The sequence below is a fragment of the Actinoplanes sp. NPDC048988 genome, assembly GCF_043197815.1.
Lineage (GTDB): Bacteria > Actinomycetota > Actinomycetes > Mycobacteriales > Micromonosporaceae > Actinoplanes.
This window is the reverse complement of the sequence record NZ_JBICTW010000006.1, coordinates 55,875-77,771: the sequence shown is the minus strand read 5'-3', so window position 1 is coordinate 77,771 and position 21,897 is coordinate 55,875. Positions and strand designations below refer to the sequence as shown.

Below are 21,897 nucleotides of genomic sequence, written 5' to 3'. Positions count from 1 at the left end.
CCATCTACGCCGCCGAGCCCGCCTCACCGACCGCGGAGGCGCTCACCCTGCTCGCCTCCTGGGCCGCCACCAGCCTCGCGCCGGTCAACCAGTAATCAAGTTTCGGGCACCGACCAACACGTCAGCGCAGGGCGGCCCGGGTAGGTGCGGAGCCGGCCTTCACCGCGTACATCGCGACGTCGGCCTCATGCAGCAGCGCGGCACCGCTTTGACCCTCGCACCCGACCGCTACCCCATTACTGGCGCCGACACGGACGTCGTGGCCGCACACGGTCATCGGTAGCCCGATCTGCGCCGCACGCTCCGACACCAAATCTTGACGGCACGGATTCCGGCGATCACAGCTTCTCCTGTCGCGCTGAGCGGTGAGACCGCCGGGCCGGACGAGGGGGAACGTCCGGCCCGGCGGTGACGAGGTGATTCGGGCTCAGGCCGCCGGGCGGCGATTGACCCAGAACAGTCGTTCGCTGCGGTCCGGGTCGTGGACGATCCGGCATCGGGAGTCGATCCACATGGTGGCGCGGTCACGGGGTGTGTAGGCGGGCCACCGGGGCAGGCCGGAAGCCGCGGGGTGGCTGTGGCGGGCGAAGCCCGCCCACAGGGCGCTCATGTGCCGCGCGGCCGCGCGTTTGCCGGGCAGTTCGCCGGCGCCGACGTTGGCGAACTTCATGGGGATGTCCGAGGCGTGTGGTGAGCCGAGCGGGAAGTCGGTGCCCGGTACGACAGTCGGATCAGGGTATGCCAGCTGATACATGAACACCGGCGCTCGCCGCTGGGCCGCCTTGGCTTCGGCGATCTTGATCGCGTCGCGCCAGATGGGTGAGGTGGTGATGGCGAAGTAGAGCTGGGCGGGAGTCGCACCGGGCCGGGAGGCGCGGAAGGTGGCGATGATCCGGTCGAGTTCGGCGCCCTGGTAGGTGCCGCTGAGCCGGCTCCGGAGCCCGGTCTCGTGGATTTTGAAGATGTCGGGTGGCCCGAAGAGGCTGAAGAACACCGTTTCGTCCCGGCACGTGCCGACCATCAGCGGCTTACCGGCCGACCACGGCGGGGCGCCGTCGGCGAACGGGTGCCGCGGGATGATCCGGCCGTCGACGAACGCACCGAAACCGGGCAGCACGGGATCGGGGTCGCCCCAGGGGGCGACCCCGTTCGCGGCCTCCGACACCTGGATCTCCAGAAGCCGGGCGGCCGGGATGTCGTACAGCTGGGGGATGTCCTTTTTTGTCAGGCCGAGCAGGTCGAGCGTCCGCTCGGCCCGGGCGGTGGCACCGTCGCGGGTCGGGAACCGCAGCGGCGCGGCGCTCTCGATCGAAGCTCTGTGGAACAGGCGCGAGGCTGAGGGCATCGTGTAGACGGCGGCCGTCTTGGCGCCGCCGCCGCTCTCGCCCCAGACCATGATGTTGTCCGGGTCGCCGCCGAAGTGCTCGATGTTCTCGCTGGTCCAGCGTAGTGCGGCCAGGATGTCGAGCATGCCCTGGTTGGCCGCGTACCCGTCGTGGGCGAGGTCGCCGAGGAACAGATAGCCGAACAGGCCCAGCCGGTGGTTGGACTCGACCACGACCACGTCGTAGAGCTGGGCCAGGTGGGTGCCGTCCTGCCCGGTGGCCGAGCCTGATCCGATCATGTAGCCGCCACCGTGGTTGTAGAACATCACCGGGCGGCGCTTGCGGTCGGCGGCCGGGGTCCAGATGTTGAGGTAGAGGCAGTCCTCCGACGGGGCCGGCATCCGGCCGTTGCCGGCCGGGCCCATCTCGCCGCCCGCTACCTGAAACGCCGGGTTGGGGAAGCTCACCGTGTCCCGCACTCCCGTCCACGGCTGGGGCGGCTGCGGAGCCTTGAACCGCAGCCGTCCGAGCGGGGGCCGGCCGTACGGGACGCCCAGGAATTTCAGGATGCCGTCCTCGCGCCGGCCTCGAACCCGGCCGTAGCGGGTTGCCGCCTCGTCCCGGCCGGCGGCGCCGTGGGCCGGCGCCGGCGCCGGAATGCTGAGGGCGGCGGCTGCGGACAGCGATCCACCGATCAGCGTTCTGCGGCTCATGCCTGATGTCGCCATGGGACCTCCTTCGGTTCCGGCGCAAGGCTTCGCGTTGTCCGTGCCTGGGCGCCGCGTCAATGGGTCAGGGGTTTCGCAGTTGCCCGGTCGACTCGGCCGGTGTCATTCGGGTTGGTCCAGGGCGTCGAGCCGCCCGGTGGTGGCGACGCGGGCTAAGGCGTGGGCGCTCGGCTTGGGGTGGCGGGTGAAGTCGTCGCCGACGGCGATGAGGCCGAACTTCGGGCGGTAGCCTTCGCTCCATTCGAAGTTGTCGAAGGCCGACCAGTGCAGATAGCCGCGCACATCGACCCCCTCGGCCCGAGCGCGAGCCAGTGCGGTCAGGTGGCTCCTGAGGTAGGCGACGCGTTCGGTGTCGGTGGTGGCGATGCCGTTCTCGGTGACGTACAGCGGCAATCCGGTGCGAGCCGCCCGGTGCAGCATCTCGCGCAGCCCGTCCGGGTGGACGGCCCAGCCCATCTGGGTGAGCGGCACGCCCGGCGGCGGCGTGCCGAAAAACGTCGGCGAGTCCGGGTCGACCCACTGCTTGCGGTAGTACTGCACGCCGAGCCAGTCGCCGGCGTCCGCACCGGTGAGGTTGTCGAGGTACCGGCCGACGATTTCGTAGCGCATCTCGTCGAAGAGCGGCCCCTCGCGCACCGGCACGAGCAGCGGCAGCTGCACCGCCGGCCCGGTACGGCTGTCCGCCTCACCCCGGACGGCCCGGACGCCGGCGAAGTGCGCGCCCAGCAACGCCTCGCCGGCCCGCTTCCACAGGACCGGGTTGGTGACGCCGGGCGGGTGGTAGCCCTCCAGGTAGCCGTGCAGGGCCACCATCTGCGGCTCGTTGATCGTGCAGACGAACGGCATCAGGTCGCCGAGCTCGCCGGCGACCCGGGCGCTGTAGCGGGCGAACACCGCCGCGGCGTCCGGGGCCAGCCAGCCGCCGCGAGCGGCGAACCAGCGCGGCAGGGTGAAGTGATGCAGCGTGACGAAGGCGGTCAACCCCTCGTCGCGCAGCGCGTGAGCACCCGCCGGTAGTGGTCGAGCGCGGCCCGGCTGAACTCGCCGGGTGCCGGCTCGATACGGGACCACTCCACCGACAACCGGTGCGCGTTGTGCCCCAGCGAAGCCAGCAACGCGAAATCCGAGGCGTAGCGGTGGTAGTGGTCGATGCCGTCCCCGGACGACTCGCGGGCCGCGGTGGTGGGGTTGTGCTCGAAGTCCCACCAGTCGTTGTTGGTGTTGCCGCCCTCGACCTGGTGGGCGGCGGTGGCGCTGCCCCACAGGAAGTCGCCCGGGAAGTCGGTCATCGTGGCTAGGCGCCCTTCTTGTATTCGGTGTCCATGTCCTTGAGCACGTCGGCCGGGGTGGCCTGCTTGCTGAAGACTTCTTGCAGGCCGCTGAGCATGGTCTGCTGAACCTTGGCGTTGGGCCACAGTTGGTCCATGAACGGGACTGTCTTGTTCTCCTGGACGAAGGTGGTCAGCTGCTTCAGGCCGGGGTCCACGGTGGTGCCGGCGTCGGGCAGGGTGGGCAGGCTGCCCTGCTTCTCGGTGAACAGCTTCATGCCCTCGGGCGACATGATGAAGGTGATGAACTTCAAGGCCAGGTCCTTGTTCTTGGCCTTCGCGTTGACGCCGTAGCCCGCGCCGGACGCGGCCGGCATGAGGAACGAGGCCGGGTCGTCGGTGGCCGGCAGTGGGGTCATGGTGAACTTGCCGTTCGGGTTCTTCTGCTTGAGCAGGCCGATGATCCAGTTGCCCTGGACGATGCCGAGGGTCTTGCCGGTGGCGGCGAGGGTCTGGCTGGCCTCGTAGCTGGTGCCGAGCGGGTTCTTCTGGAAGCACCCGGCCTTGTCCATCTCCTGGTACTTGGCCATGGCCGTGGTCCACTGCGAGTTCGCGAACGTGGCCTGCCCGCTCTGCAGCTTGGCGTCGAAGTCCTTGTCGGTGCCGAAGACCGTGGTGGCCGCCAGGGCGTACAACACAAGCTGGGTCACCCAGTTGTCCTGGATGCCCAGGGCGAAGGCGGGGGTGCCCTTGCCGGCCGCGTCGCCGCAGAACTTCAGCAGCTCGGTCCAGGTCGTGGGGGCCTTCAGGCCGGACTTGGCCAGGGCCTCGTCGTTGTAGACGGCGCCGATGCCGTTGAGGCCGAAGACGGCGTTGTAGGTCTTGCCCTCGTACTGGGCGACCTGTTTGAACGCGTCGGGCAGCTTGCCCGCCCACGGCTGGTCGGACAGGTCGAGCAGGTAGCCCGGCTTGGCCAGCACGTAGGTGGCGCCGGGGTTGCCGTTGCCCGGCCACACCGTCATCACGTCGGGCGCGGTGCCCGAGGCGAGCTGAGTACGGATCTGGGCCTGGTACTGGTCGGCGCCGCTGGTCGTGAAGTTCACCTTCACGCCGGGGTTGGCCGCCTCGAACGCCTTGATGACGTCTTCGATGGAGCCCTGGTCGACCGAGGCCAGGGTGAGGGTCTTGTTGTCGGAATCGTTGCCGGAGCCGGCGTTCGGGCCGCTACTGCAGGCGGCGGTGAGCAGGACGGCGGCGAGGGCGGCGCGGAGACTTTTCTTCATGAGCTCTCCCACGTTGGAGATCAATACGAGGTGGCGGTGACGGTGTAGCGGCCGGAGACCAGGCGGAGCGTGGCTCCGCCGGCCGACGACGCGACCGGGACACAGCGCACGCTGTCCGGGTCGGGAGTGGGGATTTCGAGGATCGCGGTGCTTCCCGGCGGCACGGTGACGGTCACGGTGAGCCGGTCGCCGGCGAGCGACCAGCCGCAGGCGACGAGCCCGCGGGCGGTCTCCTGTTCGGCTCGGGCCCAGCTGAGCTTGCCGCCGGGGGTGGGACGCAGCAGCAGGTCACGGTGGGCGGCCGAGCCGGGCGCCTGCCCGATGCCGGCGACCCGGCCGTAGAGCCAGTCGCCGACGCTGCCCAGGCTGTAGTGGTTGAAGCTGTTCATGGCGGCCGACTGGAAGCCGCCGTGCTCGGTCCAGCCGTCCCAGCGCTCCCAGATGGTGGTGGCGCCGTGCCGGATGGAGTAGCCCCAGGACGGGAACTCCTCCTGGTGCAGCAGGGCGTAGGCGAGGTCGGCCCGCCCGTGCTCGGTGAGCACCGGGCACAGCAGCGAGACGCCGACGAAACCGGTGGTGAGCCGGTTGCCGCGCTTCTCGATGTCGGCGGCCAGGTGCTCCACGGCGGCGCCGACGAGGCCGGCCGGGAGAAGGTCGAAGGCCAGGGCCAGGAGGTACGAGGTCTGGGTGCCCCCTTCGACGCTGCCGTCCTCATGAACGTACGACTCGATGAACCTGGTCTTGATGGCGGCATGCAGATCGCGGTACTTCGTGGCATCGCGCCCGAGAACAGCGGCGGCGTCGGCGACGATCCGCGTGCTGTGCGCGAAGTAGGCCGTCGACAGGACGTCGCGCGGGGTCTCGGCGTCGACCTGGAGCCAGTCGCCGTAGGAGTTGCCGGTTCGGTTGCGCCACAACAGATCCGGGTTGTGGCGGTGGATGTGCCCGACCCAGGCGGCCATCGCCTCGAAGCTGCGTTCCAGGGTGCGCCGGTCGCCGTACGTCTGCCAGAGCAGCCACGGGATGATGACCCCGGCGTCGCCCCAGGCGGGCGCGCCCTCCCGGTCGAGCACCAGAATCGGGGCCACGTCACGGAAAGCGCCGTCGGCGTCCTGCCCGTCGACCACGTCGCGCAGCCAGCGGGCGAAGAAGGCGGACACGTCGGCGTTGCGGGTCGCGGTGGGCGCGAAGACCTGCGCGTCGGCCAGCCAGCCGAGCCGCTCGTCGCGTTGCGGGCAGTCGGTGGGTACGGCGAGGAAGTTGCCGCGCTGCCCCCAGACGATGTTGGCCTGTAACCGGTTGACCATCTCGTCGGAGCACTCGAAGCGCCCGGTGTACGGCAGGTCGTTGTGAATGACCCGGGCCACGACGTCGTCCTCGGTGAGCTCGCCCGGATATCCGGACACCTCGGCGTAGCGGAACCCGTGGAAGGTGAACCGCGGCTCGAACACCTCGGTCGCGCCGCCCGCGCTGACATACGTGTCGGTGGCCGCCGCCCGGCGCAGATTGGCCAGATACAACTCCCCGTCGTCCAGCACCTCGGCGTGCCGCAGCACGATCCGGTCCCCGGCCGCGGCCCCGCGCACGGTGAGCGCCACCCGCCCGACGAGGTTCTGCCCGAAGTCCACCAGCCAACGGCCCGCCTCCCGCTGCCACACCCGGATGGCGAGGACGTCGTCGACGATGCGGATCGGCTGATCCGGCTCGGCCACCAGCGGCCCGAGGTCACGGTCGAGCACGGCGGCCGGCTGGTACGACGGCGTCCGCCGGGCGTCGACGAACTCGCCCATCAACAGATCGGCCGCCCGGATCGGGCCGCCGCCCTCCTGCCAGCCGTCCCCGGTGGCGATCACCCGGCGGGAGCCGTCGGCGAAGTCCAGCACGAGCTGCCCGAGAAACGCCGGCGCGAGGCCGTAGTGCCGCGCCGGCCGACTCGGATCGAAGCCCACATGCCCGCTCCACCACCCGTCGGCCACGACAGCCTCGACCACGTTGGCGCCGGCCCGTACCCGCTCCGTCACGTCGTAGGTCTGGTACTGCAGCCGTTCGTGGTATTCGGTCCAGCCCGGCGCCAGCTCCAGGTCGCCGATCCGCTCGCCGTTGAGGGCGGGTTCGTAGACGCCACGGGCCGTGGCGTAGAGCCGGGCCCGTACCGGCGCCTCGGCGACCTCGAACGCGTGCCGTAGGTACAGCGGCGCCGCCGCCGGGTCCGGGAACGAGCGCTGTTCGTCGGTGGGCGGGTCGACCATCGGCAGGCTCACCGGGTCACGGCCGATCCACACCGCCGTCCAGTCGTCCGCGTGCAGAAGCCCGGTCTCGAACCAGGTCTGCGCGCTGCCCGCCGGATCGCCGTGCTCGTCCCACACCTCGACGCGCCAGTGGTATCGGGTCGCCGATTGCAGAGCCGGGCCGTCCCACTCGATCAGCAGCGTCTCGTCGCTGTCGCGGCGGCCGCTGTCCCACACGACCCTGTCGGCCACGGTGGCGGTGATCCGGTACGCGGTCTGCGCCGCCCCGATCCGGTCGGAGCGCAGCTTCCAGGACAATCGCGGGCGGGGCTCGCCGAGGCCGAGCGGCTCGGTGAGTTGTTCGGTCGTCAAGCCGTACGGTGTCATCCCTTGAGCCCTCCGGCGAAGCCGTTGATGATGGAGCGCTGCAGCGCCAGGTAGACCGCCAGGACCGGGATGATGCTGATCAGCAGGGCGGCGAAGATGAGGTTCCAGTCGGAGACGAACTGGCCGACGAAGCCGGCCACCGCGACCGGGACGGTCTGCTGATCGCTGCCGCTCAGATAGAGCAGCGGGGTGAAGAAGTCGTTCCACACCGCCACCGCGTTCAGGACCAGGGCGGTCACGGTGATCGGCTTGAGCATGGGCAGCACGACGTACCGGAAGGTGGTGAACGGGGACGCGCCGTCGATCGACGCCGCCTCCTCGAAGTCGCGCGGCAGGGCGCGCAGGAAACCCACGTACAGAAAAGTCGTGAAAGGAACCTGAAGACCGGAGTAGAAGAGCACCAGGGACCAGACGGAGCCGAGCAGCCCCAGATCGCGGACGGTCTGGTAGAGCGGAAGCGAGGCGAGCTGGAACGGCAGGATCAGGCCCAGCATGATCACCAGGAAGGTCGTGCGCGACCAGCGCGCCGTGCTGCGGGCCAGCGGATAGGCCGCGAACGCTGAGACCGCCAGCACGATCGCGACGCTGGCCACGGTGACCAGCACGCTGTTGACGAGCGCGCCGCCCAGGCCGGCCTCACGCCAGGCGCCGGTGAAGTTGGCGAGGGTCGGCGAGGTGGTCGGGCTGATCGGCGACGACGTGTCCGAGGGTTGCCGGATGGCCAGGTTGACCAGCACGTAGACCGGGAAGGCGAAGACGATCCCGACCGCGATCATCAGCATCTCAAGCGCGAACGTGCGTTTGGTGTAGCGGTTCATGACGCCGCCTTCTCGTTGCGGTTGAGCACGCCGTACTGGGCGGCGGAGAAGATCGCCACGATGATCGTCAGGACGACGGCCAGGGCGATGCTGTAGCCGAACTCGCCGAGCGTGAAGGCGTCCTTGTAGATCAGCGTCGAGATGGTGTCGGTCGCGTGCCCCGGGCCACCGCCGGTCAGGGCGTACACCTGATCGAAGAGTTTGATCCCGCCGATGATCGACAACATCAGGTTGATCGTGATCGCCGGCGCCAGCAGCGGCCGGACGATCGACCAGAAGCGCCGGACCGGGCCGGTCCCGTCGATCGCGGCCGCCTCGTAGATCTCGCGCGGGATCGACTGGAGTCCGGCCAGGAAGATGACCATCGAGTAGCCGGCGAACTGCCAGACCACGACCACCACGATCATCCACAGGGCCAGGCCGGGGTCGCCGAGCCAGTCCCGGCCCCAGGGCCCGAGCACCGCGTTCACCGCGCCGTCGGGGCCGAGCAGGTTGCGCCACAAATAAGCGGTGACGATCGGGGTGACCACCGCGGGGGCGAACAGCAGCACCCGCAGAAAGTTCCGGGTCTTGATCAGGCTGTTGACGCCCAGCGCGAGCAGCAGGCCGATCCCGTTCTGAATGACCGTGATGGCGACCGCGATGAGCACGGTGTGCCAGATCGCCTGCAGCGCGTCCTCGTCGCCGAGCATGTCGGTGAAGTTGCGCAGGCCGACGACCGCGAAGTCCGGGTCGAGACCGTCCCAGTCGGTGAACGCGTAATAGATGCCGCGGGCGCTGGGCACGAGCACGACGAAGGCGAAGAGCAGCAGGGCCGGCAGCATGAACCACCAGGGCGGTGCGGTACGGCGGCCACTTCTGCGGGTCACGGCCGCGGGCCGGGCCGCCGGCCGATTTCTGAGATCCAGTGTCACGGGAACCCACTTCGTTGAAGCGTTTCAGCAGCTAGTCTGAGACGTGGGTAACGTTTTCCAAATGTTTCGCCGACCTTACGAGTGCAGGCCAAAGAACGTCAAGACTCTGCCGGACTCAATTTCGTCCGCTTGCGAACCCAGCCCCAGGTTGTCCGCCTCCGAGCCCGGAACCCTAGAGTGGGTAACGATTTACAGCGCGAGGAGAAGGCATGCCGAGAAGGTCGGCCCCGACCCGCCGGGTGACGATCGTGGACGTGGCCCGGCACGCGGGCGTGTCCACCACCGCGGTGTCGAAGGTGCTGCGCGACGCGTACGGCACCAGCCCGCAGATGCGCAGCCGGGTGCGCGCCGCGATCGACCAGCTCGGCTATCGGCCGTCCGCCGCGGCCCGGGCGCTGCGGGGCCGCACGTACACGATCGGCGTGATGCTGCCCGATGTGCGCAACCCGTTCTTCGCCGATGTGCTCGACGGCGTCGCCGAGCACCTGGCCGGCACCGAGTACCAGTTGCTCATGGCGTCCAGCTGCGACGACGAGACGAGCGAGGCTCGGGTCACCAACGCCATGATCGACCGCAGCATGGACGGTGTCCTGCTCATCGCGCCCATCTCACCGCGACCCCACCTCGACCGGGTAGCCCGGAGCGTGCCCACGGTCGTCATCGGCCGGCACGGGTCCTCCGCCGGCTACGACAGCGTCACCGACGACGACTTCACCGGCGCCGGGCTGGTCGTGGCTCACCTGGCTGCTCTCGGCCATCGCCGCATCGCGCACATCGAACACCACGAGACCGACCCGGTACGCCTGGCCGAGATGCCCAATGCCCTGCGGGCCGACGGCTACCGTCATGCGATGCGCGAGCACGGCCTCGCTCCCGACGTCGTCTCCACGTCGTACAACCGCGACGGTGGCTACCTCGGCGCCAGGCAGCTACTGAACCGTGGGCGGCGGCCCACGGCGATCTTCGCAGGCGCCGACGTCGTCGCTCTCGGCGTGCTCGACGCCCTCGCGGAAGCCGGGCTGTCGGCGCCCGGCGACATCTCGGTCGCCGGCTACGACAACACCACCTTCTCCGCGTACGGGCCGATCTCGCTGACCACCGTCGATCAGAACGGGCACCGCATCGGCGCCACCGCGGCTCGGCTGCTGCTCGACCGCATCGCCGACCCGGCCCACCCGACGGCCCAGGTCAAACTCTCCCCCCGGCTGGTCATGCGCCGCTCGACGGCGCCCACCCTGAACTGATCAGTAGGCTCACGTCATGGACAAACGGGTCACCATCGTCGACGTCGCGCGGCACGCGCAGGTGTCCGTCACCGCCGTGTCCAAGGTTCTGCGCAACGCCTACGGCGCCAGCCCGGCCATGCGCGAGAAGGTGCAGCAGGCGATCGCCGAGCTGGGCTACCGCCCCTCAGCCGCGGCGCGCGGGCTCCGGGGGCAGACGTACACCATCGGCGTGATGATCCCCGAGCTGCGCAACCTGTTCTTCGCCGACGTCATCGACGGCATCAACGCCCAGATCGGCGACACCGACTACCAAGTCCTGATCGCGCCCGGCTGCAACGGCGAGAAGGCCGAGGCCCGCGTCATGGACGCGATGATCGACCGCAGCATGGACGGCCTGGTCCTGATCGCCCCGGTCTCGTCCAAGAAACGCCTGAACGAGGTCGCCCGCACCGTGCCCACCGTCGTCGTCGGCCGGCACGGCTCCTCCCCCGCCTACGACAGCGTCACCGACGACGACGTGGCCGGCGCCGCCCTCGTCGTCGACCACCTGGCCGACCTCGGCCACCGCCGCATCGCGCACATCGAACACCACGAGACCGACCGGGTACGCCTGGCCGAGATGCCCAACGCGCAGCGCGCCGCCGGATATCGCGACGCCATGGCCCGCCGGGGCCTGGAACCGGTGATCGCCTCGACCAGCTACACCCACGAGGGCGGCTACCTGGGGGCCAAGGAGCTGCTGGCCCGGGCCGAACTGCCGACCGCGATCTTCGCCGGGGCCGACGTCGTCGCCCTGGGCGCGCTGGAGGCCATCGCCGAGGCCGGCCTGTCCGTACCCGGCGACATCTCGGTGGCCGGCTACGACAACAGCGCCCTGGCCGCCTTCGGCCCGGTCTCGCTGACCAGCGTCGACCAGGACGGCCGTCAGATGGGCGCCGACGCCGCCCGGCTCCTGCTCGACCGGATCCGCGACCGGGACCGCCGGACCACCCAGGTCAAACTCTCACCCAACCTGGTGGCACGGCGCACTACGGCCGGCCCCGCCTCGCCGTAGTGCGCCGCCCTTCTCCGGTGAGGACCGCCTACGAGGTGAACTCGAAGGTGCCCGCCCCGGCCGCGTAGACGGCGTAACCACCGTCGTCACGGACGAAGGCGGCTCGGCGTGGCGCCTTCACCCGCTCACCCGCGGCCCGCGGGACCCAGATCTCGGCCGTGGTGTTGGCCGGAATCGTGACCTTCATCGTGAGCTTGCCGCCGTTGCGGACGACGCTGGTCGAGGCCGGCCCCTGCGGGGTCGTGTAGCTGCCGGTGACGCACGGGATGGCGTCGATCCCGCCACCGGTGGCCGGGTGGATGCGCAGTTTCCGATAGCCCGTGGAGCCGGGCTGCTGGTCGATGCCGGCCAGATCGTGCACGAGCCAGGAGTTGACCTCGCCGAGGAAGTGGTGGTTCTGCGAGTTGCCGCCGCTGAGGTTCTCGGCGAGCGTGGTCTGTCCCCGGTTGACCTGGTAGGCGTAGCTCGGCGCCCGCGGGTTGACGATCATCCGGTAGAGCAGGTCGTCACGGCCGCCGGCGTGCAGTGAGCGGAACACCGCGCCACCCGCGACCGAGCCGTGGCTGAGCCGGAAGTCGTACGCCTCGACCGCGCCGACCAGCGAGTCGAAGACGGCTCGGCGGTGCTCGTCCGGCACCAGGCCGGAGTCGAGCGCCACCGCGTTCGAGGCCTGGGTGTCGTTGGCGTACCAGGCTTTGCCCGTGGCGGTGTCGACGTGCAGGTAGTCGGCGTTGTACTCCTTTTTGAGCTCGGCGGTCAGCGCGGTGTACTTGGCGGCGTCGGCGGTCTTGCCGAGCTTGGCGGCGATGAGGGCGAGCACGCGGGCGCCCTCGTAGTAGCCGATGTCGATGATGGCTTCGGCCGGGGTGGTGTTCTGGCCGGCCGACCAGTCACCGAGGCCGTTGATCTCACCGCTCGGGTTGTCCTTCTTGCTGCGGCCGACGTAGTCGAGCCACTTCACCATGGCGCCGTAGTTGGGCGCCATGGCCGACGTGTCCCCGTACACCTGGTACAGCGCCCACGGAATGCGGATGATCGCGCCACCCCAGTTGGGGTCGTCGAGGAACCACCGGCCGCCGTAGATCCGGTCCGGCACCGCGTGGTACTCGGGGGCGATGTTGGCGATCAGGCCGTCGTAGCGGCCCGCATATTGACCGTCGTAACCTTCGCTGACCGCGTTGGGGCGCTGCGAGGTGCGCATGTTGGCCACCAGCTGCTGCTGGTAGGCGCGCATGTCGTACATGGTCAGTTCGGCGTCGATGTTGTGCAGGTTGTCGCCGGTGTACGGGCCCTTCTCCCGGTTGGGGCAGTCGGTCAGCACCGACATCATGTTGCCCTGCAGCGCCCGCTCGGTGATGGCGTAGATCGAGTTCAGCATCGAGTCGCACGTGCGCAGTGCCGCCGTCCTCTCGTTCGAGGCGTGCGTGACCAGCAGGGTGACCGTGTCTCGCGACGGCTTGGACGGCAGGCCGCGCACCACCACGTACCGCTGGCCACTGTAGGTGAACTGGGCGTGCCAGGTCTCCGTGCCCGTGCCGGCGAACGTGTAGTTGTAGAGGCCGGCCGAGCCGACGGTGTCGTAGTTGGCCGGCGGGGCCGGCTGCTCGGATCCGAGCAGGGTGACGGTGGTGCCGCGGGGCGCCTTGCCGGTCACCTTGAGCAGGCCGACGATGTTGCGGCCGAAGTCGAGCACGTACGCGGGGCGCGGCTTGCCGGCCAGGGCGGTTCCCCGCGGTACGGCGGCGCGCAGTGGCGGGCTGATCGTGATGCCGGTGCCGGCGCCGCGTACGGCCTCGCCCTGCTCGTGCGCCGAGCGCAGGGCCGGGCTGACGGTGACCGTTCCCGGCGCGCCGGCACCGGTGCCGGTGCGGGCGGTGGCCGTGACGGTGACGATCTCCGTGCCGACGACGACCGGCTGTCCGATGACGAAGTTGGCCGTGCCTCGGCAGGCGGCGCCGGCGTAGCAGTCGGCGCCGAGGTTGGCCACGTTGATCGTGGTGGCGCCGGCCGTCACGGGCGCGGTGAGCGTCGTCGCGGTCTTGGCGGCGATGCCGACCTTGGTGACCGTGTGGCGCTGACCGGCGACCTCGATGCCGTCGCCGGTGAAGATGCCGGTGGTCGAGGCGACCTTGAGGTTGCTGTCGCCGGCCCTCGCCGGGGCGGCCACGGTCGTCGCGGCGGCCGTGGGCTGCTGCTCGGTGATGGCAACCGGTGCGGCCTCCTCGGCGACGGTGACCGGCGGCCGCGGGTCGGCGAGCAGCGGGGTGGAGTCGCGCGGGATGGTGGTGGCGCTCAGGGCCGCGATGCGGGCGGGGCGCCAGCCGGCGCCGGTCAGGCCGGCGCGGGTCCAGCCGGTCCGCATGATCCGGGCGTCGTAATCCTCCCCCGCCCACCACGACGAGAAGACGGTCGGTCCGGAGCGCGCCTTCCACGACGGGCCGGTCGCGATGGTCTGCGTACGGCCGTCTCTGTAGGTGACCTCGAGTTGCGCACGGACCTTGGGCGTACCGAGCACCTCGTTGTTGTCGGGCTGGAACATGTAGCGGCTGACCGAGGTGGTGTCGGCCTGCTGCAGCGCGCCGCTGCCGACCTCCATGCCGAGCACGTTGCCGCCGTGCCGCAGAAGCCGGGTCACGTCGTACGTACGGTAGTTGACCTCAGACCAGTACGAGGTCTGCCCCGGCTCGAGGACCGCCTCGCCGATGGGGGCGCCGTTGAGCGTGGCCGCGTACTGGCCGAGGCCGGTCGCGTAGAGCTTGGCCGAGGCGATCGGGCGGCGCAGGTCGACCTGGGTCGCGAAGACCGGCAACGGGTTCGGCACGCCGTCGGTCTGGTAGGTGTAACCCGGATCCTCGATCCACTTCGCCGACCAGTCCGACGGGTGGAGCAGCCCGACCGAGAACGTGGAGGTGGCGCTCCACCGGGAGGCCTTGCCGTTGGCGTCCCAGACGCGCACCCGCCAGCCGACGTCGTCGCGAGAGCGCAGCTTGGCGCCGAACTCGACGGTCTGCTCACTGGAGACCACCCGGCCGGTGTTCCAGATCCTCTTGCCGGACTTCACCGCCTCGATCTCGTACGCGGTCTGGCGGTCCAGCGCGCAGGTGCCGCGGGCGGTGTCGTCGAAGCACGGGTTGCCGCGGGTGTTCTTCGCGGTCATCCGCCAGGCGAGGGTGGGTTGCGGGTCGCCGAGGCCGAGCTGGTCGCCGGGCAGGCCGTTGACGCTGAGGTCGACGACCGACACGGCGTGGACGGCATCGTGGTGGGAACCGCCCGCGGAGGCGGGACCGGTGGACGATATGACGAGGGCGAGCACGCCGGCCAGGCCGGTCGCGCCACGCGCGAGTCGATGCACGCGGAGCTCCTTCTTCAGTGCAGCCGGTTCCGGCCGCGCCGGCGGCGCGGCCGGACTTCAGAGGGGTCAGCGCCGAAGGACGCTGACGGTGTGGGCGCCGCCGGGTAGGTTGAAGCGGGCGTAACCGTTGCTGATCGCGGGCCGAGTGCCACGGCCGTCGACCAGCACGATGTCGTTCCGGTCGGCCGGAACGGCCACGGTTCCGCTCGTGGATCCGGGGGCGCTCAACCGCAACGTGAACTTGTCACGGGCCGAGGTCCAGCGAGCGTCGATGTCGCCGTACGCCGTAGGGACGACGCCCTGTGCCCAGGACAGCCGCCCGGGGCGGGGCTGCACGCTCCAGGTCCGATATCCGGGCCCGTCCGGGCTGACGCCGAGGACCTGCTGGGTCAGCTGGACGGTCGGCGCGGCGGCCCAGCCGTGGGCCAGGCTGGCGGTGGTCCGGTTGACGCCGCCCTCGCTGTTCTTGAACTCCCACAGCCCGCCGGTGTAGAGCGGGTGCTTCTTGTCGACCATCGGCCCCCAGGTGCGGCGCATCAGCGCGAACGCCCCGGCGGTGTCGTCGACGGCGAAGCGGCCCGCGGTCTCCATGCCGTTGCCGAACGGCTCGATGGTGTGCCCGGTCGGGTCCTGCAGGCCGGGTCCGAGGATCGCGCCGTACGGTGTCCACAGGGTCTTGAGCGCTCGCAGCACGCTCGCCTGCCGGGCGGCGGGGACGAAGCCGTACTGCAGGGCCAGGGCGTTGGCGTCCTCGACGAGCACGTCCGGGTGGTCGGTGCTCTGCCCGTAGGCGCCGAGCGCCGGGTTCCACAGTCGCGCGTTGACCGCGGTCTTGATGGCCTCGGCTTTGGCGTCGTGTTCGGCGGCCAGCGCGGCGGAGCCGACGGTGCGCTCGAGCCAGGCGAACTCCCGCAGCAGGATGTAGTAGTCGATGCTGTACTTGGTGACCGCGCCGGTCTGGGTGGCCTGCCAGTAATCGCGGTCGTCGGAGACGACCAGGTTGCCGGCGGTCAGGAACGAGTCGTTGTACGCCAGCTCGCGGCGCAGGTCCGGCAGCCGGGAGACGATGTAGTCGCGGTCGCCGGTGTAGCGGTAGTAGTCGATGGCGGCGCGGGCCCCGTATCCGGAGTAGTTGTTCGAGTAGAACAACGGAAACCCCTGCGGCGAGCGGCCTTTGGCGAAATCGGGTGAGCCCGGCAGGGCCCCGTCGGCGCGCTGGGTGGCGAACAACGCTTCGAGCGACGACTTGAGATACCGGGCGCCGACGTCACCGAGGGTGTTGATGATGGTCGGTCCCTGCACGAGCAGGTCGCCGGTCCAGATGCTGCGGTCGCGCTTGGCTCCGTCATAGATGCGCTCGTCGGGCAGCCCGTTGAGCCCGGCCGGCTTCATGTTGAGTTGCACCGTGTACGCCCCCGCGTACCACATCCGGTTGAGCTGGTCGTCGCTCGACAGGAACCAGCCGCGGTAGTCGCGCGGGGTGGCCCGGTAGGCCTGGAAGTCGACGCCGGCCCCGGACAGGCTGATGGTGCCCGGACCGGTCAGCGTCAGCAGGACGAACCGGAACCCGCCGTGGAAGCCGCCGGAGACCCGGCCGGGCGCGGTGACCGTCAGGGTGTCCGGTCCGCCGACGCCGGCCAGGCCGGGCGCCTCGTCGGAGGCCGGGGCTCCGGGCGAGCTGGTGACGGCGGCACCGGCCGGGACGTCGGCGCTGAGCGGCCGGTCCAGGTCGACGGTGACCGCCGCCGGGTCGAACCCGGCGATGACGCGGACCTGCCCGCCGATCGTGATCGCGTTGCCGACCTCCAGGTTGGCCACCGAGGCCAGCGTGACCTGGCGGGCGCCCGCGGTGGCGGCCACGGCGGTCGTGGTGGCGGCCGGCCGCCGCAGGAATTGGCGCGCCTCCCCGGTGACCAGTTGCAGGGTCACGCTGCCGCTGACCTTGCTGACGTCCAGGTACGGGGTGCCGGCCACGTCCTGACCGAAGTCGAGCACGACCGACGCCGGGGTCCGGCCGGCCGTCGTGGTCAGCGTGGCCGCCTGACCGTGGACACGGACCGTCCCGCGGCCCTCGACCCGGACGGGCTGGACAAGGCGGGATTCGGGTCCGAGGACATAGGACTGCCACGGCCGGACGTGGGCCGCTGCGGCGGGGTCGGCGGGTATGGCCGCGATGCCGGTGACGAGCACCAGCGCGAGAGCGAGCGTTCGGTGTCGCACGAAGGTTCCTTCCGATGTGGTCCGACCCAGCCCTTGAATCGTTTCACTGAGCCCGGACAGAGGTCCACCACGATCTCCAGGTCGTGGGTAACGTTTTCCGGATTGTTTCGCAGACTTTACGAGCAGTCGCCGAGCGGGTCAAGACATTGGCCGGCCCACATGCCGACCGCCATGGATAACGTTTCTTGCCGGGAGCTGATCAACGGAGGCGATGCCCATGACCATCGCTGTGGCGGATCGACGACCCGCACGGGCCGAGGCGACCACTTCGGCCATCCGCGTACCGGGCTGGGCCATCGGTGGCGCCACCCTGCGGCTGCGCGACAACGGCCGGCCACTCCCCGCACCCTGCTCCTCGTCTATCCCCTGCCGCACGCCGCGCTGCCACCGTCGGAGTCGACGTCCTCATGATCCGTGAAGACGGCGCCCGCCACGGCCACCTCGACCAACCGGTGGCCGGCGCACCGACGGCGCCGCCATGCACGCAGTGCGCGTTCCCGTGTAAATACACGGGGCCACTCCCTGAACGCGGATGGGAGGTCGGTCACTTCCCCTTCATTGGCGAGGTGACCCGGGCCTCCCCTCTCCATTCAATGACTGAAGCGACCTGCGCCACATGCGAAAACGGTGCAGTAAGTTGACGGACGGCACTTCTGGATTCGGGGACAAGATTGATTCAGAAAGCAATACGGATTCATCCGTACGCTGATTCGATTCTGTTTCTCGGAGGTTACTCATGTCCATGCCGAAAATCAGCAACCGGTGGCGGGCGCTGGCCCTGACCGGTGCCGTCGCGACGTCCGTGCTGGCCATCGCGCCGACCGTGGCCTCGGCCGGCCCGGCCGTGGAGGCCGCGCCCGTGACCGCGTCGAAGCACCAGGTGAAGCCGACCGTCGTGTTGGTGCACGGCGCGTGGGCCGACGCATCCGGCTGGAACGGGGTCACCGCCAAGCTTCAGGCCAAGGGCTACACCGTCATCGCCCCGGCGGTCCCGCTGCGCGGCCTCGACTTCGACAGCGACTACCTCAAGTCGTTCCTGTCCACCATCAGCGGCCCGATCGTGCTGGTCGGCCACTCGTACGGCGGCGCCGTCATCACCGACGCCGCCACCGGCAACAAGAACGTGAAGTCGCTGGTCTACATCTCCGCGTACGCCCCGGACCAGGGCGAGACGATCGCCCAGGCCGGCGCCCTGGCCGGCGGCGACAACTCGGTCCTGGTGTCGCACCTGGTCAAGCGGCCCTACCCGGGCGGCGGCTCGGACGTGGACACCACGATCGACCCGAAGTGGTTCCCGAAGCTGTTCGCGGCCGACGCCCCGCTCAGCGAGACCAAGCTGATGGCCACCCAGCAGCGGCCGCTGTCCACCGCCGCGTTCACCGGCAAGACCGGCGTCCCGGCCTGGAAGAGCATCCCCGCGTACTACATGGTCGCCCTCGACGACCAGACCATCCCGCCGGTCGCCGAGAAGGCCATGGCCGCCCGGGCCGCCACGGGCCGCACCGTGATGATCCACAGCGCGCACGCCGCGATGGTCGGGCACCCGCAGGCGGTCACCGACCTCATCCTGCGGGCCGCCCGCTCCTGACGAGCATCGAGCCGAAACCCATGCGGGCGGCCTCTCCCCCGATCGGGTGAGGGGCCGCCCGCGGCAGTGCGGCGAGCATCAGTCGCTTGACGGACGGCAGCTTCTCGCCGAGCTCCAAGAATGTTCTTGTCCGTCCGCTGCGCCCGCCGGAAAGGTCTCCCCATGTCGACCCCGCCCACCGTCGTTCTGGTCCACGGCGCGTTCGCCGACGCGTCGAGCTTCGGCAAGCTGATCCGCGAACTGCAGGCCGACGACATCAAGGTTCTCGCCCCGGCGGTGCCGAACCGGTCGCTGCTCGGCGACGCCGACTACATCGCGTCCGTGCTGGCGTCGATCGACGGGCCGGTCGTCCTGGTCGGGCACTCGTACGGCGGCGCGGTGATCACCGTGGCGGGCGCCGCGGACAACGTCAAGGCCCTGGTATACCTGTCCGGCTATGCGCTGCAGGAGGGTGAAAGCCTCGGCGAGATGCAGGGCCGGTTCCCGGACTCGGACCTCGCCCGGGCGCTGGTCTACACCCCGTTCCCGGGCGGCACCGATGTGTCGGTGGACATCGAGCGGTTCCCGGCCGTCCTCGCCCACGACATCGACCCCGAGACGGGCCGGGTGCTGGCGGTGTCGCAGCGACCGCTGGCCGGCGCGGCGTTCGAGGAGAAGGCGCCGGTGGCCGCCTGGAAGACCAAGCCGGCCTGGGGCCTGGTCTCCAGTTCGGACCGCGCCATCAACCCGGACGTGGAGCGGTTCGGTTACAAGCGGGCCGGCGCCAGGACGGTCGAGGTCGACTCGTCGCACCTGGTGATGCTCTCGCATCCCGAGCGGGCGGCCGATGTGATCCGGGAGGCGATCATCGCGGTCGGGCGGTAGCGGACCGCATCGCGATCACCGTTTCCAGCTGGTACCGGCCGCTGATGCCGGTCTTCTGGTAGACGCGGGACAGATGGGTGGCGACGGTTCGCGCCGAGATGAGGAGCTGATCAGCGATGGCCTTGTTGGCCAGTCCCTGCGCGGCCAGCTCGGCCACCTGCCATTCCTGAGTCGTCAGGGTCATGCCCCGGCGGCCGCCGGCGAGCGGAGCGCCGACGGAGACCTCACGGCGGGCCACACCGGCGAGACCCAGCGCACCGATACGGTCGAAGATGTCAGCGGCGTAAGTGAGCGTACAGCGGGCGTCGCGCGTGCTGCGGTGCCGGCGCAGCCAGATGCCGTAGTGCAGATGGGCGAAGGCGTGCTCGTAGAGCCACTCGGGCCCGGCCGGATCCTCGGTTGCCTGCCGGAAATGCGCCTCGGCTGATACGTCGTCGCTCAGCAGAGCCTCACTGAGATGCAGCAGGACGCTCATCCGGGCGCTCGGCTCGGCGCCGGCGCCGAGGCGGACCTGGTCGACGATCGTACGGGCCTCGGCGAGCCGGTCGCAGCGCACGGCGGCGAGCACGAGCTCCGCGACGGACCGGGCCGACAGGTGCGGGTGCAGCGGCCGTCCGCCGAGGTCGAACATCGAGCGCAGGTAGCGGTAGCCCTCCTCGTGATCGCCGTTGTCCAGGGCGGCGAGGGCGCAGGCGCGCAGCAGCCGGACATGGGCGGCCCGGTTGCCGGTCACATCGAGGTGCTTCCACGTCTGCCGGGCGAGGCTCACGGCGAGGTCGTTCTCGCCCCGTAGGGCGTGCAGCTGGGCGCGCAGGGAGGCCAGGCTCATCTCCATCGCGGGCGTGCCACCGGGTGACCCTGGGCCGGCGTACCGAGCGGCCTGGTCCCAGTCGCCGGTGTCGGTCAGGGCGTTGACCAGCGCGGGCAGCGTGCCGAGACCGGAGGTGAGGCCGCGGCCGGTCAGATCGTTGCCGAGCGCGGCGTGCAACAGGCCGGCGGCGAGCCGGCAGCGGTCCTCGAACCAGGCGATCATGCCGGACACGGCTGCCTGGTGACGGTCTGCCGGGTCCGGCACGACCGCGGGCGGCGGCGCGCTGAGGGTGTCGCACAGCTGCCGGCCGGGATGCGTGGCGGGCTCGAGGATTTCGCGGACGAGAACGGCGACCGCGCTGTGTGGTAGCGCTTCCACAGTGGGCAGCACGGTGGCCAGTTGCGCCCGATGGTCGTCGTCGCAGCTGAGCCAGGCGATGGCGACGGCGATCATGGTCAGCTGGGTCACGGCCAGCGGGCTGGCGGTGGCGCCGGCACGCAGGGCGGCGACGACGATCCCGTACGCCTCGTGGTTTCGGCCGGCCTCGAGCATGGCCGTGGCGGCGGGGCGGGCGGTCCGCGCCAGGACGTCCGGATCGTCGGTCGAGGTTCGCACCCGGGCGTGCAGCTCAGTCACCCAGGCGGTGTCCCGCAGGTCGCGGGCGTCGGCGACGGCTTGCGCGAGTCGGCGGACGGCGTCCCGCGGAGCCGGGGAGCGTTCGGCCGCGTCCTGCATGGCCGCCGTCGCCTCGAACAGCTCTCCGCGGCCGCGGAAGACCTTCGCGGCCGCCTCCAGCCGCGCCGCCACGGCTTCACCGGATCCGGGGCCGGCGACGGCGAGGTGCACGGCCTGGCGTTCCGGATGGGCGGTCAGGGCCGCCGCCAGGTCAGCGTGCGCTCGGCGCCGTACGTGAATCGGAGCGTCCCGGTATGCGGCCTCGGCCGCCAGTGGATGGGTGAAAGCGATGCCGTCGGAGGTGCGGATCACCAGGTCCGCGCGCTCGGCGGCCGCCCAGACATCGGTGTCGATGACATCGGCGGCCGCGGCCAGCAGCGCCGGATCGGCCGGCTGTGCGGTCGCGGCCGCGTAATGCAGCAGGGTGCGGGTGGCGGCGGGCAGACGCTCGATGGCGGCGCCGTATTCGTGCAGCAGCGGACCGGTGGGGTCAGCGAGCTCGACGAGCGCGGCGGGGTTCCCCCGGGACCGATGCAGGATGGCGGCCCGGGATCGTGCCGACACGGCCCGGTGCCTGCGGTCGAGGAGCTCGGCAGCGTCGGCGTCGTTCAGCGCGGGCAGCGGCAAGGTCGGGTAGGCGGAGAGTACGGCGCTCGACGGAAGCCGGGTAGCGGCCAAGACCGCGACAGGTGCCGTGGAGGCCACCCGGGTGAGGAGGGCGAGGAGCCGGTCGTCGAGGCGGTGGGCGTCGTCTGCGACCAGGAGAAGGGGCGTGGTCGCGGCGACCGAGGCCACTGTCGCTCTTACGACCGAAAGAACCTCGTCGGGACCCGGTGCCGCGGCCGGCGATCCGAGCCCGAGTACGGCCAGCGCGGGTTCGCCGATCGACGGCGGTAGCCCGTCGAGGTGGCGGTGCAGCTGCAGCAGGAGCCGGCGGGCGACGGACAGCAGCGCTCCGGCGTCGCCGATCACCTCGACGACGTGGTGCCGGTTCGCGCGGTGGGCGAAACGGACAGCGGCGGCCAGTAACGCCGACTTCCCGGTCCCCCGGCCGCCGGTCACGACCATCACCCGAGGCTCGCCCGGGGCTGACTCCAGCCAGCGGGACAGGTGGTCGATCTCGGCCGCCCGGCCGATGAGCGTGGTGTCATCCATG

13 protein-coding genes and 1 pseudogene are annotated in these 21,897 nt (G+C 70.5%); 4 read left to right on the top strand and 10 right to left on the bottom strand.

Annotated elements, in window-relative coordinates; all coding sequences use genetic code 11:
* Positions 1 to 427: 427 nt before the first annotated feature.
* The 7 genes and pseudogenes from ACGFJ7_RS21025 to ACGFJ7_RS20995 form a co-directional block, all read right to left on the bottom strand.
* Positions 428 to 2,053: a carboxylesterase/lipase family protein gene (locus ACGFJ7_RS21025; RefSeq protein ID WP_392643264.1), complete on the bottom strand. Its 1,626-nt coding sequence runs from the start codon at positions 2,051 to 2,053 to the stop codon at positions 428 to 430.
* 102 nt (positions 2,054 to 2,155) lie between these two features.
* The gene (locus ACGFJ7_RS21020; protein WP_392643630.1) at positions 2,156 to 2,662 is read right to left on the bottom strand and encodes a family 1 glycosylhydrolase; all 507 of its coding nucleotides are present in this window, start codon (positions 2,660 to 2,662) and stop codon (positions 2,156 to 2,158) included.
* An 87-nt stretch (positions 2,663 to 2,749) separates the two neighbouring features.
* A pseudogene (locus tag ACGFJ7_RS21015) lies at positions 2,750 to 3,342 on the bottom strand (family 1 glycosylhydrolase); the annotation flags it as partial.
* A 5-nt stretch (positions 3,343 to 3,347) separates the two neighbouring features.
* Positions 3,348 to 4,604, bottom strand: coding sequence for an ABC transporter substrate-binding protein (locus ACGFJ7_RS21010; RefSeq protein WP_392643262.1), 1,257 nt, complete (start codon positions 4,602 to 4,604; stop codon positions 3,348 to 3,350).
* A gap of 20 nt (positions 4,605 to 4,624) precedes the next feature.
* A complete protein-coding gene (locus ACGFJ7_RS21005; protein ID WP_392643260.1) occupies positions 4,625 to 7,204 on the bottom strand; it encodes a family 78 glycoside hydrolase catalytic domain in 2,580 nt (859 codons plus the stop codon).
* Between the two features lie 11 nt (positions 7,205 to 7,215).
* Positions 7,216 to 8,037 (bottom strand): carbohydrate ABC transporter permease, encoded by an 822-nt coding sequence (locus tag ACGFJ7_RS21000; RefSeq protein WP_392643258.1) that lies wholly within the window; start codon positions 8,035 to 8,037, stop codon positions 7,216 to 7,218.
* Positions 8,034 to 8,951: a sugar ABC transporter permease gene (locus ACGFJ7_RS20995; RefSeq protein ID WP_360260731.1), complete on the bottom strand. Its 918-nt coding sequence runs from the start codon at positions 8,949 to 8,951 to the stop codon at positions 8,034 to 8,036. Before ACGFJ7_RS20995 ends, ACGFJ7_RS21000 begins: the two co-directional genes overlap by 4 nt.
* A gap of 209 nt (positions 8,952 to 9,160) precedes the next feature.
* On the opposite strand from ACGFJ7_RS20995, the gene ACGFJ7_RS20990 reads away from it, so the two are divergent.
* Together ACGFJ7_RS20990 and ACGFJ7_RS20985 are read left to right on the top strand one after the other, a co-directional pair.
* Positions 9,161 to 10,195 (top strand): LacI family DNA-binding transcriptional regulator, encoded by a 1,035-nt coding sequence (locus ACGFJ7_RS20990; protein ID WP_360260734.1) that lies wholly within the window; start codon positions 9,161 to 9,163, stop codon positions 10,193 to 10,195.
* 16 nt (positions 10,196 to 10,211) lie between these two features.
* Positions 10,212 to 11,231, top strand: coding sequence for a LacI family DNA-binding transcriptional regulator (locus tag ACGFJ7_RS20985; RefSeq protein WP_392643255.1), 1,020 nt, complete (start codon positions 10,212 to 10,214; stop codon positions 11,229 to 11,231).
* Between the two features lie 28 nt (positions 11,232 to 11,259).
* Here the strand turns inward: ACGFJ7_RS20985 and ACGFJ7_RS20980 are convergent, their stop codons facing one another.
* Positions 11,260 to 14,583 carry a family 78 glycoside hydrolase catalytic domain gene (locus tag ACGFJ7_RS20980; protein ID WP_392643253.1) on the bottom strand — a complete coding sequence of 1,108 codons (3,324 nt, stop codon included), beginning with the start codon at positions 14,581 to 14,583 and terminating at the stop codon, positions 11,260 to 11,262.
* Positions 14,584 to 14,649: 66 nt separating this feature from the next.
* Entirely contained in the window at positions 14,650 to 16,803 is a 2,154-nt protein-coding gene (locus ACGFJ7_RS20975; RefSeq protein ID WP_392643251.1) for an alpha-L-rhamnosidase C-terminal domain-containing protein, read from the bottom strand.
* A gap of 736 nt (positions 16,804 to 17,539) precedes the next feature.
* On the opposite strand from ACGFJ7_RS20975, the gene ACGFJ7_RS20970 reads away from it, so the two are divergent.
* On the top strand, positions 17,540 to 18,391 hold the full coding sequence (locus ACGFJ7_RS20970; protein ID WP_360260746.1) for an alpha/beta hydrolase: 852 nt from the start codon (positions 17,540 to 17,542) through the stop codon (positions 18,389 to 18,391).
* Positions 18,392 to 18,553: 162 nt separating this feature from the next.
* Complete coding sequence (locus ACGFJ7_RS20965; RefSeq protein WP_360260749.1) at positions 18,554 to 19,255, top strand: alpha/beta hydrolase; 702 nt, start codon at positions 18,554 to 18,556, stop codon at positions 19,253 to 19,255.
* Here ACGFJ7_RS20965 and ACGFJ7_RS20960 read toward each other — a convergent pair.
* Positions 19,236 to 21,896, bottom strand: coding sequence for a LuxR C-terminal-related transcriptional regulator (locus ACGFJ7_RS20960; RefSeq protein ID WP_392643249.1), 2,661 nt, complete (start codon positions 21,894 to 21,896; stop codon positions 19,236 to 19,238). The two genes, ACGFJ7_RS20965 and ACGFJ7_RS20960, sit on opposite strands and share 20 nt — an antisense overlap.
* Between the last annotated feature and the right edge of the window lies 1 nt (position 21,897).